Annotated in this window: 13 protein-coding genes; all 13 read right to left on the reverse strand. The window is 45.7% G+C overall.

What is annotated here, in order from left to right; genetic code table 11:
• Window positions 1–55 precede the first annotated feature (55 nt).
• Window positions 56–598 (reverse strand): DUF882 domain-containing protein, encoded by a 543-nt coding sequence (locus ViNHUV68_RS08115; protein WP_391087197.1) that lies wholly within the window; start codon window positions 596–598, stop codon window positions 56–58.
• Window positions 599–778: 180 nt separating this feature from the next.
• On the reverse strand, window positions 779–2,332 hold the full coding sequence (locus tag ViNHUV68_RS08120) for a L,D-transpeptidase family protein (protein WP_391087200.1): 1,554 nt from the start codon (window positions 2,330–2,332) through the stop codon (window positions 779–781).
• Between the two features lie 100 nt (window positions 2,333–2,432).
• A complete protein-coding gene (locus tag ViNHUV68_RS08125) occupies window positions 2,433–3,509 on the reverse strand; it encodes a DUF1513 domain-containing protein (protein WP_391087203.1) in 1,077 nt (358 codons plus the stop codon).
• The gene (locus ViNHUV68_RS08130) at window positions 3,499–4,530 is read right to left on the reverse strand and encodes an imelysin family protein (RefSeq protein WP_391087205.1); all 1,032 of its coding nucleotides are present in this window, start codon (window positions 4,528–4,530) and stop codon (window positions 3,499–3,501) included. The genes ViNHUV68_RS08125 and ViNHUV68_RS08130 overlap by 11 nt, the downstream gene beginning before the upstream one ends.
• A gap of 9 nt (window positions 4,531–4,539) precedes the next feature.
• A complete protein-coding gene (locus ViNHUV68_RS08135) occupies window positions 4,540–5,931 on the reverse strand; it encodes a di-heme oxidoredictase family protein (protein ID WP_391087208.1) in 1,392 nt (463 codons plus the stop codon).
• A 121-nt stretch (window positions 5,932–6,052) separates the two neighbouring features.
• Window positions 6,053–7,318, reverse strand: a complete 1,266-nt coding sequence (locus tag ViNHUV68_RS08140; RefSeq protein WP_038172452.1) for an imelysin family protein — start codon at window positions 7,316–7,318, stop codon at window positions 6,053–6,055.
• A 167-nt stretch (window positions 7,319–7,485) separates the two neighbouring features.
• Entirely contained in the window at window positions 7,486–8,133 is a 648-nt protein-coding gene (ribA, locus tag ViNHUV68_RS08145; RefSeq protein ID WP_391087211.1) for a GTP cyclohydrolase II RibA, read from the reverse strand.
• 157 nt (window positions 8,134–8,290) lie between these two features.
• The gene (locus ViNHUV68_RS08150) at window positions 8,291–8,464 is read right to left on the reverse strand and encodes a hypothetical protein (RefSeq protein ID WP_169738994.1); all 174 of its coding nucleotides are present in this window, start codon (window positions 8,462–8,464) and stop codon (window positions 8,291–8,293) included.
• Between the two features lie 298 nt (window positions 8,465–8,762).
• Window positions 8,763–9,236, reverse strand: coding sequence for a DUF2947 domain-containing protein (locus ViNHUV68_RS08155; RefSeq protein WP_038172458.1), 474 nt, complete (start codon window positions 9,234–9,236; stop codon window positions 8,763–8,765).
• A gap of 92 nt (window positions 9,237–9,328) precedes the next feature.
• Window positions 9,329–9,907 carry a ribosomal protein S5-alanine N-acetyltransferase gene (gene rimJ / locus ViNHUV68_RS08160; protein WP_391087214.1) on the reverse strand — a complete coding sequence of 193 codons (579 nt, stop codon included), beginning with the start codon at window positions 9,905–9,907 and terminating at the stop codon, window positions 9,329–9,331.
• Window positions 9,907–11,451: a transcriptional regulator TyrR gene (tyrR, locus tag ViNHUV68_RS08165; RefSeq protein WP_038172461.1), complete on the reverse strand. Its 1,545-nt coding sequence runs from the start codon at window positions 11,449–11,451 to the stop codon at window positions 9,907–9,909. The genes rimJ and tyrR overlap by 1 nt, the downstream gene beginning before the upstream one ends.
• Window positions 11,452–11,550: 99 nt before the next feature.
• A complete protein-coding gene (locus ViNHUV68_RS08170; protein WP_391087217.1) occupies window positions 11,551–12,597 on the reverse strand; it encodes a TIGR01620 family protein in 1,047 nt (348 codons plus the stop codon).
• Complete coding sequence (locus ViNHUV68_RS08175; RefSeq protein ID WP_391087220.1) at window positions 12,594–13,970, reverse strand: YcjX family protein; 1,377 nt, start codon at window positions 13,968–13,970, stop codon at window positions 12,594–12,596. The genes ViNHUV68_RS08170 and ViNHUV68_RS08175 overlap by 4 nt, the downstream gene beginning before the upstream one ends.
• Between the last annotated feature and the right edge of the window lie 50 nt (window positions 13,971–14,020).

Genomic DNA, 14,020 nt, shown 5'->3' on the forward strand with positions numbered 1-14,020 from the left:
ACTGGCAGAACTATGACATTTGCCGAGCCTTTTGACAACCAGAGACACGGCGAAGCTACGCCCAGTAACGTACGGGACCGGTGTCAATGTGAACAAAATTACTGCGTGGGTAATAGCCAACGCCACCAAAATCAAGCTCACGAGCGATATCTCGCACGCGTTTTAACTCGACACCATCAAGACGGAAATCGAGGGCTTGCCCCAACATGTGGTAGCTTTTCTTCGCCACACCATCGGATCGACTGCGCAGCGCTTCATTGGTTGCTGGCGAACGGTAGCCAGAAATGATCTGCACTTCGCTTTCAACACCGAGCTCGGTTTGAATTTGGCTAATATGATCGAACAAGCGTTTGTCCATCGGATGAACTTCATTGCGCCTGAAGTCTCGGCACAAATGGTTAATACGGCGCAGTTCTTTTGAAACGTACTCTGCCCCATCAAAATAGCAAGTTTCAAGCGCTTCTCTTGTATGCAGGTTAGTCAAAGCAAGCGAGCGAGGTTCTTCTGGGTAAGAGGCCAAGGCGATCGTCGGCGCACAACTTGCGACCACTAATCCACTTCCGGCTAATTTTAAAAAATTTCGTCGAGATAATGCCACAATCTTTTACCTTCACAATTGAGTTATTCTGTTTTCGGCAGCGACCGTACCGAACTCTATAGTGAAGTGCAAATGCATAAAACATGCTCAAACCGCTGTAAGCCACGGTAAGAAATGCTTACTTATTGAACCTATTAATAAAATAAACCAAATACAAAACACGTCATGATTGTGTTAATTCTATCCTTTTGTGTAACCAAATCTATCGAAACGGTAAATATCTTCCCGATAGTGGACGGTTCCTTCCTCAAACCATGCCGTTTGGTAAATGATATGCACAGGAATACGGCTTCGCAGTGGAATTGACTGGTTTGGGGTCGGTTCACTGTCTGACTTAGGTTCCATCATCAAACCTTGTGACTCGAGCAATAAATTGGCAAACACATCGGCATTCTCAACGCGAATACAACCCGAACTGAACGCGCGCTGAGTCTGAGTGAACAGGTTTTTACTCGGCGTATCATGCAGATAAATGGCACGGCGATTTGGCGTATTAAATTTATACAACCCCAACGCATTGGCATTTCCTGATAACTGGGTCATCCGATATGGAAACGCTTGCGGTTTCAGGTTATCCCAATCAATCTCAGCAGGGTTGACTACTTCAGGCGAGCCCCACTTGGGTATGATTTTGATATTATGTTTTGCCAGGTACTGCTTGTCTTGTTTCACTTTCGGAATGATATCTTCGATCATAATCTTCCATGGTATATTCCAAGTCGGATTGAGGATCAGTGAATCTAAATTGGTTGTCATTACCGGGGTAGGACGCGCTTTTTTACCGACCACGACTTTAGAGTGAAAAACCTCTTCTCCTGCCGCCCAATATCTCATCTGAAAACTAGGAACATTGACCACAATTATAGTGTCACGTTGCACAGGCCAGTAACGAACACGTTCGGCATTCAGTGCCAACGTTGCCAAACGCTTTTCAATCGGCAGATTAAGCCACCTAACTGTCTCAGGGCCAATAATGCCGTCATCTTTTAATCCGTGTAAATACTGAAATTGCTTGATCGCAGCTTGTAATGACAAATCATACCAACTAACGTCTTTACGGACATCAGCTAGGTTAATGTCTACCATCGCCAAGCGTTGAAGCAACACGTCACGATAATCCAGCGTATCACCTACTCGTTTTAACCCAGCTTGTTGATAAAGCGGGAGTTCGAGTTGCTGAAACTTAATCAGATGCAGATAGGTATCCACCAGCTTTTGGTACTCACGACTGTCTGGTGTATAAGCTTCTATTAACTCGCCAAGTTGCTGCTGAGCAATGGCTCGGTGCATGGCAATAAAGGCGCTATTTGGTGGCAGATCTAAGCCTCGTTTGAGTTTCGTCTGAAAAAACCATTGTTTGCCTTGAGTTTTAGCCAGTTCTGCATAGCTGAGATAGAGCAATAGCGTGTCAGTGGCAAGAATGTCGTATTCATACCAGCGATTACTTTTGCGATAGAACTGAAGGTAGCTAAGTTGACGAGAAAACAACGGGCTAAACCCCGCATGTTGGATAACTTCTAATTGAAACTCCAGCTTGCTGCTTTGTTGCAAGTCAAACCAAATCATCTGGGTGTTATTGTTGCGATAGATGTCTTCTACAACTGCTGGATATTGCAGTATTTTCGTCAGTTGACTGTTCGACTCAAGCCAACCTATCTGATTAAAGTATTGCCCAGAAAAAGCCGCTGTGGGTGTTAGGCATAGTACCAACAGCCAGCATGTCCATCTTCCCATTGATTCACCCCTTCACATCCATTCAAGAAGTATGGCAGAGATAAGTGACATAGGTATGACTTGTTGCTAAGAGTTCTAACCACGTCTACGTTTTTCTTGATTAGGTGATGACCGACCAATGATTATCCCATTGGATGCCCGATTGGCTCACATGCTTACTCGTAGCGTTGGATAAAGACACCACGCCCCCAGCCCCAGAACTTACTTTAAATGTCTCGTCCTGCACTACGACACCAGAAGCGTCGGGAAGCGGCGCTAACTCGACCAGTTTTAGTGTCTGCTTAGACCAAATTCCATAGCAATTACCACGTGGTGAAGTCGCTAAGATCCATTCCTTAGTTGCCGCAATACTGGCAATATAATGGTTAAAACGTGCCCACTGCTCTGGTTCTGCCTCAAGCTGCACCATCGGCCCCCCAGCTTTATGCATCGCTAATAGCGCTGGGTATTCCTCTGGTTCACCGCGATACTGCTGACCACATAACACCGTTTTATCTCCGTCATGAGCAAGATGGCGAATGCTCAGCTTGTGATCACTAAGCCCGACTTGATCCACCAGCTCGCCATTTCGATCCAAATAACTAAGGCTCGGCGACATAGTGGTGAGATTGAGTGGCTCGCGTCCATTGGTATGTACGCCTCCAACGCCAATCACTAGCCTATCGTCCGGCATGACTATCACTTCATGTGGGCCAATACCAAAGCCGCTAAACTCTGCCACTTTTTGATAGCCTGCAACAACGTCATACACACCGATGATTCCTCGACTGCTGCCGCGTTGCCCTTCTGTCGCATACAGCCATTGTCCATCGTTAGAGTAAACTCCATGACCATAGTAGTGACGATTGTCATCAGCTGGGCGCAGTTTTATCGACTCGCCAGTATTAAAGTCAAACACTTGAAAATAACGCCCTGGACGACGAGCGAAAGCCACCGCGTGGTGCAGGCGTCGGTGGGTGGCAACACCATGCCCACGTTCAGGCAGCGCAACTTGGCGAATAAACTGACCATCCGCATTGGCAACAACCGCACAAAAACGATCGCGTCCATTGATCGCACAGCCAATAAGCGCAGGTTGGGTGTTTTTTGCTGACGTCGATACACACCCGACCAATGGATAAGCCGTGCCCAACAGAGCGACTTTAAGTAAACGACGTCTTGTTTTATCAGTCACCATCTGTTGCGTTAAACCCTATTATGACACCTAGTTCAATCGCTACTTCTTCATGAATAAGGTAGTTGAGTTGCTCTAACTTATTCAGTTGCGCATAGACCTTCTGATAGCCTGATTTGGTTTGCAGTAAAACAAACACACTTTGCTCACTTGGCCAAGTCTCTACCATCGTATTGAACTGATTGACAATTCTATCTGCCAGGTTCGCTTTACCCCTATCACGCAGCACAGCATCGATTCCGTGGCCATCAGCCAAATAGAGTGCCTGCAAAGCCATAATATTGGCTTGTAAGTTTTTCATCGAGGCTTGTGAGCGCCAAGATTCAGCAAAATACGGCCTTGGATGACCAAAATTTGCCAAAGGACGACTTAGCTTCTTGATACTATAATCGAGTTGATTGGATAGAAGAGCAATGTATTCTGCATGCCACTGTTTTTCATCAAGATTGAGCCATGGATTTGTGTGCCACGCACGGGCAATCTCACTGGTATTTCGTGCTAAATTATGACTGATAGCGATAGCGGTTTGGCATGTCGACGTGTTTGTAGACAAGTCAGACGCCGAATCAAACAACAACCACTCCATTGCGCCTAACCCTTGCACTGTAACGCTTTGCTTAGCAATTTCAGCCTGAGTCCAACGCTTAGGTTGCGCGATAAGCTGATGCATCTTACGCCCGGTCGTGTTCTTCTTATCTGGCCAAAACTGCAGGTTCCAACTTTGAGCCAATGCCAACTCAGGCCCTCGTTGTTGGCCTTGTAATGCCATCCAGGCGAGCATAGTACGATGCCATTGCTGCTTTAACGACGCAAGATCACCATTGGCGGCGCAATAATCGCTCACCGTCTGGGATAAATTGATTGACTCAACTTTTAAGCGTTGAGCAAACTCAAACTCAAGCTTATAAACGTGGTGACTAGGATGACTAGAAATTTGTGGGTTGACCGTCTGTGTGTCAGTGCTCTGGCAACCTAACAGAGATATCGTCAGCAGTGAAGCTAACAGCACTTGCTTAAAATCCATTGGCCTACCCTATAACGAGTTTAAGAATGCAATTAATGCATCTCTTTGTTTTTGATTGAATGTTAATACCTGTTGCTGAGCCATTTTCGCCTCACCACCATGCCATAGTACCGCTTCCATCAAATTACGCGCTCGACCATCATGGAGAAAATAGGTGTGGCCATTCACTTCTTGGGTATAACCGATACCCCACAACGGCGCCGTACGCCACTCTTGTCCATTGGCTAAATATTCAGGTCGATGGTCAGCCAATCCAGGCCCCATATCGTGAAGCAGAAGATCGGTGTAAGGATGGATAGTTTGATTAGAAAGCGCCGGCAGATCGGAGCGCACCTCAGTCTTGGCACTCGGTTTATGACAGCTATCACAGCCTGCTTTAGCAAACAGTGTCTGACCAAGTTTAACCTGCGGATCATCAACATTTCGACGAACAGGCACCGCTAAATGCTGAGAGTAAAATTCAACGAAATTGAGGATGTTATCACTGACTTCAGGGGCGCCTCCATTAGGTAAATCATCACAGATGGATTGTGTCGCGGTACAGTTTTCTTGTGGAAACAAGGCGCTGGTTAAACCAACATCACCGTTGAATGCCGCTGCATTTTGCTGCATCAAATTAGGTTGACCTGCTTTCCAGCCAAAACGCCCAATCGCGAAATCCTTCTTGCGTACGTCCCAAACTCGATTCACTTTGCCGGAAATGCCGTCATTATCTTGGTCTTGTTGATCAGACCAGTCGATGAGGGTTTGATCAGGGATACTTTCTAGCAGACCAAGACCAATCATAGGTGGCGCCACACGCGCGGACAGTTGAGTCTGGGGATGCATCGGCCCGTAACCTAATTGTGTAATCGATACATTCGGTTGGCGCAGCGTCACTACCGTGCCATCAGAAAAAGTAACTGGAACCTCGTCATAGCGAATATCAATCGTTCCTTCTGGCTGCTCACCTTGGAGAGCAAAATCTTGCAGTTGGCCGCCATAATTGGGCTCTGGAATCACACCGTCTTTAATGTATGCCTTCTTTTGTTCTGCTGTCATAGCTGGAATACTTAAACGAACCAACATCGACACCGCGTGCTTGTCGCCTTTCTCAGGGGGATGACCACGACCATCTTTAATGTGGCAATTTTGACAGCCATTAGTATTAAATAACGGACCTAAGCCATCCCGAGCATCGGTTGAGGCTGGTGCCTGAACCCATGGATTACGAAAAAAGCTGTTACCGACGCTGAAATCAAGTCGCTTTGACATCGGTAAATTGGCGGCAGGAAGAGAATAGGCATTCGCGCCCTGCTTTTTAACAGCAGTGTCACCACCCGATTTCACTTCATAAGCAAATGAAGAGCATGCACTCAGTGCCAAACAGGTGACCATTAAAGATTTGGGAAAAAACGTCATTGCGATAACTCTATAAAGGTAAAAACCGAAGCATGAAAATGGGAATATTTCTCATAAACAAACAGGACTCATAACAGCAAAAGGGCTCTAGTGAGCCCTTTATCGATAACTGTCACAGAGCTTAAAATTCGTGGTCCGCTGTGTCTGGATTAAGACTAGTAATACCAACAATTTTTGCAGCTCGTTCAATTTGTGCAGTTTGCGCGACTAAAGAGAGTATCGCTTGATTGACAAGTGCGTTGCCTTGAACGTTGCCTGCCGCAATCAATTGATCAAAGTGCTGATTATGTTTTTCCGCCGACGTCACCAATTGGCCCACTTGCGCTCGAGTCAGATCAAATTGTTTTTGGATCTGCTGCGCTGCTTGTTTATCTTTTTGCGCAACTAAATCGTGAAGGCTAGGTCCAGAAAGTAAGGTTCCGTCTTCACGCTTATACAATCCGGTATAAACGTTGTAGATGCCCTGCTCGTTGTAGTAATGCGAGTTGTGGGTGTTATCAGAAAAACAATCATGCTCATCTTCGGTTGAGTTTGCTTCGAGCGCGACTTTCATCCGTTCACCAGCCAGTTCACCTAATGAGAGTGAGCCCATGCCAAACAGCATTTTACGTAGACCATTTTCAGCAGACTCATTGAGAAGAGTTTCGCGGTAGTTGCCTTTTTCGTTAGCCGACCACTGCTTTTCCATCCACTCAAGATCTTGTACCAGCAGGTCCGCTGCCGCTTGCAGATAAGCACCACGGCGATCACAATGGCCATTAGTACAGGCGTCACCAACCACAAAATCGGTATAAGCGCGCGCACCTGCGCCCTCATTGGTACCGTTAAGGTCTTGGCCCCACAGTAAAAATTCGATGGCGTGATAGCCCGATGCCACATTCGCCTCAGAACCACCCACTTCATTCAAATCAGCAATCAATGTTGGAGTGATCGTCGATACATCCAGCGTTGATGGACCAATCTTCAGCGTTTTACTCGCAATGATGTTCGCGCTCGCCCCTTCGTTGCCGAGTTCATACTGGTAGTCAGCAGAGACGTAATCGATCAGACCTTCATCAAGCGGCCAGGCATTCAACTGCCCTTCCCAATCATCGACAATCGCATTACCAAAACGGAAAACTTCAGACTGTTGGTATGGTACGCGTGACGCTAGCCAAACTTGCTTAACCTGTTCAAACTTCTCTGCACTTGGGTTGGCTAAGAAGGATTCGATTACTGTGTCTAGCGCTTTAGCGGTGGTTAACGAGTCAGCAAATACCGCATGGGCCACATCGGCATAATGCTCAACCACTTGTTGTTGAGTGACCGGTGCGGCCAACGCAGAGCCACCAACGAGCAAAAGTGACGCGGCAACTGCTGATTGAGCGAAAAGCGTGTTTACATTCATTAAAGAGCATCCTTGTTGAGCTTAATTATCATTTGTTATCTGTAGTGCTAATTATTATCATTTGCACTCTTAGGTGGGAATAATACAAATTTACATTTTTTTTGCAAGCACCAAACAAAAAAGCCTCACAAAAGTGAGGCTTTTATCAACATGGAATGGTTAACAAATTAGAGATCGAGATTGTGTTTGCCATGAGACACCTTCGCTTTCAGGTAACCTTCATTGCCTTCTTTGACGTGAGCAGAAGTGTTAACAACTTCTTCGATGGTAATACCATGCTCTTGCAGCTCTTTAACTTTCTTTGGATTATTGGTCACTAAACGAATATTGGTGATACCCAAGGCCGATAACATTTGCGCGGCTTCGGTAAAGTCACGTAGGTCATCGCCAAAACCGAGATGATTGTTAGCTTCGTAGGTGTTCATCCCTTCGCTTTGCAGCTTGTATGCATCAATTTTATTGTAAAGACCGATGCCACGACCTTCTTGACGCAAATAGAGGATGATACCGCCCGACTCTCCCATGCGGTTGATGGTTTCGTCGAGTTGCTCACCGCAGTCACAACGCGAAGAGTGAAATACATCTCCGGTTAAGCACTCTGAGTGCATGCGTACTAAAGGCGCTGGCTGGTTTTTATCAGCATGCTTAAAAATCACAGCGACATGCTCTTTATCAGTCTTTAAACCGCTGAAAGATAGGATTTCTGCATCAATATTACTTTTAACACCGACTTTGAAGTCAACTCTGGCTCTTACTTCCGCCATATTCTTACTCACCTGGAATTCTGTAATTGTTATATCTGTCGCTGCATTCATGCGATGCTCCACTTTGAGGTTAACTATGGGGATTATTACTGGATAATTCAATAACAAGATCACAATTGTTATAATATAACAATTAATCGTCCAGGCAATAAAAAACCTCAATATGAAATATATTGAGGTTTTTCAACAACGATTGGCTATCAGTTGCTTAATCTTGCTGGTTTTTCCAAACTGATAATTCAATCCAGCAGGCTTCTAGTTCTCTGAGCTCTTCTTCAGTTAATAGTGAAAGCGTCGGCTTAGTCTGAGGCAGCGCGTAGGCTTGTATAGCGCTAATATGCGCATAAAAATCTTCGCGTAATTGAGCTATGTTCATGGCCACTACTTTTCCCTAAGACGATGATGAAATGTGAAAAATAACTCACTGGATGTATTTGTCTTATAAATGATAACAAACACAAATTCCCACGCAAAAAATAGGTTCAATAATGGGCTTAAAATCACACTTTATCGTCAAACATACTCTTTACATTTCTGGTACTTAGTCGATCAATAATGATCTTCATTGGCTTAAGTACGATCATTAGATTCAACCACTAGCAAATAACATGTTATACAAGTTCGATAAGAGCCGCATGGCAAAAGACGCAATGCAAAAAAGCAGCTGACGCTGCTTTTATCTATTTACGTTGGCCTAATTTCACCTTGCCTTCGCTATCAAACCATAATGCTTCACTGCGTCGACGACCAATCAACATCGGGCCATCATCGTAAAAAAGGAAGTTTTTCCAATACTTTTTAAAAAATGACCAACTGGTTTCGATCACGTTGTATTTCTCGTAACAAAAATAGACAGTGACATCATCTTGCCAGTCAACGAAGTCTAATACTTCTTGCGGCAATTGTTCGTCATCAGATTCCCAAGCCGCCATCCAATCAACGTTGTCTTTCCAGTTTGACTCTTTCATCGGCCAATCACTAGAACTGAAGCGATCGGCATCTGGGCTTTGCGCACTGATGTTTTCTTTCCACAGCTGCGACGCGCGCAATTGAGTCATTGGTTTTATCGCCGCAAGCTCTGATTCAGGCACTGGCATTGACTGGTGAGTAAAAATCCATTTTCTTTGGTATTGATCCAAAGGTAGGTACGACATTTAGTTTCCTCTTAAAGCATGCTGCTTTCAGCCAGCCATATCTGCTGACTTGATAAATTACTATGATTCAGGTTGGTTTCAATGATGCACGATTACAATGTCTTCCAGTGCGGATTGATCAAAGATGTTAAGTTGTGGTCTTCCCACTTACCGTTGATCAACAGGTAATCTTGCGCAAAACCTTCTTTAACGAACCCAATCCGCTCAAGTACCGCTTCACTGCGTTTATTTTTCGGCATGTAGCTGGCCATGATGCGGTGGATATTCTGTATATGGAACATGTAGTCAACCGCTAAACGCAGTGCACGGGTCATCACGCCTTTTCCTTGCACCTCTTCGCCTAACGAATACCCCATATTGCAAGCATGAAAAGGAAAGCGCGACAAATTGCTAAATGAGATAGTGCCTAACATTTGATCCGATTCTCTATCGATAATCAATAAGTAATAACCTAACCCCATCCGATGCAGTTCATTGAGCTTGATAAGACGCTGTGTCCATCCAGAGATAGAAAAAAACGCCTCTTCACGCTTGGGTTCCCACGCTTTAAGGTGTGCTCTATTGCGAATAAAGTAGTCCGCAATCAACGCGCCATCGGTTGGCTCAGCCGTGCGGACCACAATCTCATCATCAACCTCATATACTTGAGTGGGGGTACTGACTCTGTCCATTAATTTTTCCGAATACCATATTCTCTGAGTTTGTTCGCCACTGAGGTGTGCGACACATTAAGACGTTTCGCAAGTTTACGACTTGATGGGAAAGACTGATACAAACGCTCTAAGATCTGAGATTCATACTCTTTCATGATTTCATCCAGCGAACCATCGAGATTTAATGTTGGCGCGTTACTGCTGGCTGACTCAAGTTGTGGCAAATGGAATAGATCCGCCGTCAGTTGATCGGACTCTAACTCGGTCAGTGCGCGCAGTACTACGTTTTCGAGCTGACGCATATTACCTGGCCATTGGTAGCTAACCAGTTGATCAATCAACTCATCATCAATATTCGGTTTCGCCATTCCCAACTGTTTAACGTATTTCGCAACAAATAACTCAAGCAGCGGTGCAATATCATTCGATCGCTCTCTTAACGGTGGAATAAGCAGCGTTAATACATTGAGTCGATAGAAAAGATCCTCGCGGAAAGTTCCTGATTCAGCCAAATCGGCAAGATGATGTCTTGTTGAGGCAATCACTCGCACATCAACATGTATTTCATCTTCTTCACCAACCCGGCGGAAAGTGCCATCTTGAAGTAGGCGCAACAATTTGATTTGCAAGTGCGAGCTCATCTCACCAATTTCATCAAGAAAGACGGTGCCACCGTTAGCTTGTTCAAAGATCCCTTTATGGCCTTGCTGGTGATTGAACGAGCCCGGCGCATGGCCAAACAACTCGGTTTCTGCCACATCATCGGGCATCGAAGCGCAACTCAAGACTAAAAATGGCCGTGCCGCGCGTTGAGAGCGATTATGGCATGCCCTAGCGAGCATCTCTTTGCCAGTACCGGTCTCACCCTGAATCAATAGCGGCTGATCAAGCATAGACAATTTCTTCGCCTGACTAATCAATGCCTTATGACGATTTGAAACCCCAACAAAGTGCTCAAAACCCAAGTTATTGTGCACAGAAAGAGAATCATCAAACAGCGGTTTTTCATTGCGCGAGCGAATAATCATCACCGTACTTGCCAGCATTGACTCGTTGGTTTCATCGCTGATATAGACAGGCATGATTTCCATCATGTAGTCGAGGCCGCGGATGACGATTTCTTCTCTCAGGCGGGTGATCTTACCTTCCGCCCACTTGCTAAAGTTAAAGCTTGGCAGCAGTGAAGAGATTTGATGACCAATCATGTCACTCTCTTCATGGCCAAATAGTGTCAGAGCCGCATGGTTTGCCATATCAACATTGCCTTTCAAATCAATAGCAAGTACTGGTTCGGGCAAGTTGTTGAGCAATGAAATCAATTCGTTATTGTGTCTTTCAATGGGCATAAACTGAATTTTACGCACATCCTTAACACCCGAAATACGACGAATTTCAGCCATTAACTCGCTAAACATATCAAAATCAATGTCTGGGCAATTGAGATAAATAATACCGCTGACATCAATTTCGATACCACGCAAGTCTATGCTTTTAGACGCGAGGATATCGAGTAATTCACGAGTCAGACCAAGTCTGTCTTCACAGGAAACTTCTAGACGCACGGATGAGTTCCTAACTAGGTGTCACGAAAAGTTGACAGTAGTTTCCCTTAAGCCTAGATCCCCGTCAAGTAAACTGATAACGCTCGCGTCACATTCATACTATTTGAAGGTAATTGCGCCGATTTTTTCAACGATCTGCTTGCGAATTGCACCCAATTTAACCCGTCGCTGCGCGTTCCACGGCGTCGGTCTTAACAGCGTCATTGCTTTCAGCCCCAAACGGGCAGTCAGAATCCCCACGCCAAGACCTTGCCCGGCCCTTGCCGACACTTTGCCGGCTAGGTCCATCGACATCAGATCTATGCTCGCATCAACCGCCAATTCACTCGCTCCTGCCGCGGCCATATTAATCAAGGTCGCTTTAAATAGTTTCAAGCGTGACCAGTAACCAAGCTCAACACCATAGACTTCCGCTAGGCTGTCGATCATTTTAAAGTTGCGCCACGCCACCAGCAGCATATCAGCTAACGCTAGAGGGCTTATGGCCACCAACGCAGCAGACTCGGTTGCGTGTTGAGAGACAATGCGCGTTGCCACTTTGTCTTGCTCGGCAACCACCATAGCGTCGTACATATCGAGGATTTCTGCATCATTGTGCGACGCATTGATACTGTTTAGCCAGCGGTCATAACTCGGTGACTCGGGCTTAATCCCCGCCTCTTGAGCTAAGGTCTGGCAAAAAGCCTTGGCTTGTCCGACATTGTGTGTGTTGATCATCACCTCACTCTGCTCTTGAACGCTAAAGTGATGCTTAAGCTTACGCAGTTTTAGAAGCTCTTTACCAATCGCACCAATCCCTAAACTCGCGAGCACAGTTACAAAGCCAACCCAGCCTAGCGCCAACCAATCTGCACTCTGTATTGCAGTCAGCACATTGTCTATCGCTTGCCAAGCCACTAGACCTGCAAAAGACGTTAATAAACCGGTAGTCAGCCACTTAGAACCACTTTTAGGTCTGATTACTTGTTCTAGTTTTTGCTCTGCCTCTGTCGGTGTTTCTGGTTCGATATTGACCGGAACAAACGTCTCGCTTTGAGCAAACTGCATCTTCGCTGTCAGATCGGGGTCAAGCTTAACGTTGGGTTGATCCAAAGACTCATTGAAGACCTGTTTAGGTTTAAGCGGTGCTTTATCACTTGAGGTCATTTCAGTTTATCTCCTATTAAAAACTCTAACGCCTTATCGATACGAATATGCGGTAACGGTTCATCGATAGAATTTGCCATCGGCCTAAAACCAATAAACTCAAAGCCTTGTTGCTGCCAATAAGTTTTTTCTGGCAGTTTTTTCGGCACGTCTCCGGGGAAGACCGTCAACGGCTGCCCGTCAATAGTCACGCCACGCAATGCAGGATGTGATTGATCGCCTTGGGCAATAAAACCAGCTTCAGTGGCTTGAATCGACGCTAATGTCATGCAGCTCATCTCAATGTTTTCATAAGATGCCGTTTGCCACGCCGGATGCACCATTTGTTGTAACAGTGACACCAAGTTATTGTGCTGCTCTGGAGTCACGTGGTCAGCCTTGGTTGCTGCAAACAAAATCTTGTCGATACGCGGTGCAAACAAACGTTTAAGCACATTACTGCGACCATAACGAAAACTGTGCATGATCTGTTCTAACGCTTGACGCATATCGTTAAACGACTCGTGACCTGCATTGAGTGGTTGCAAGCAATCCACCAGTACGATTTGACGGTCAAACGTTGAAAAGTGATGTTTGTAAAACGCCTTAACCACTTTTTGTTGATACTCTCGATAGCGTGCTTTTAGCATCGCTAAGTTCGAGCCCTTGACCACTTTGTGCTCTGGATCAAAACGGCATGGGAAGAACTGCAGCACTGGCGCACCTTCAAGCTCTCCGGGTAACACAAAACGCCCCGGTTGCACCCAATGCAAGCCATGATCCTTACACGCAAACAAAAAGTCGCTGTAGCTAGATGATATCTGGGCAATCTGTTTTTCATCTAACGGCGCGTCAGGGTCAAAGCGCTCAATCTGCGCAAGCCACTGTTGGGCCAAATCCGCACGTAAACCTTTTAGCGCGGTAAACTGACTCTGGGACCAATGATTAAAATCCATGTCTAACAAAGGCAAGTCGAGCAACCATTCACCTGGATAATCGATGATGTCGATATTGAGTGTTGCGGTACTACCGAAGAGTTTTTTAGTCCGTTTTGTTGGACGATACTTTACCGCCAGACGAATTTCACTCACATCTCGCGTCGGCTCAGGCCATGTTGGTGGCGTTGCATGGACTTGGTCCATGGCTTGGTCATAAGCAAAACGCGGCACCAGCATGTTGCTTTGTGGCTCTCGTTTTGCACCAATCACTCGCTTATCCCGAGCCGCGGCAAACAATGGCAGATTGTCGTGCGTCGAAGTATGAAGTAACTGATTCACCAGTGAACTAATAAAAGCGGTTTTACCTGCGCGCGATAACCCCGTCACCGCGATACGAACATGGGAGTCCATAGTACGGCTAAGTAAATCATTCATTTCTTGCGTTAATTGCTTCATTCACACTCTCTTTTGCGATTGATAGCCCTAGCTTATTGTGACTAACCTTA

The sequence above is a fragment of the Vibrio sp. NH-UV-68 genome (assembly GCF_042940635.1).
In the GTDB taxonomy this organism is placed as follows: domain Bacteria; phylum Pseudomonadota; class Gammaproteobacteria; order Enterobacterales; family Vibrionaceae; genus Vibrio; species Vibrio pacinii.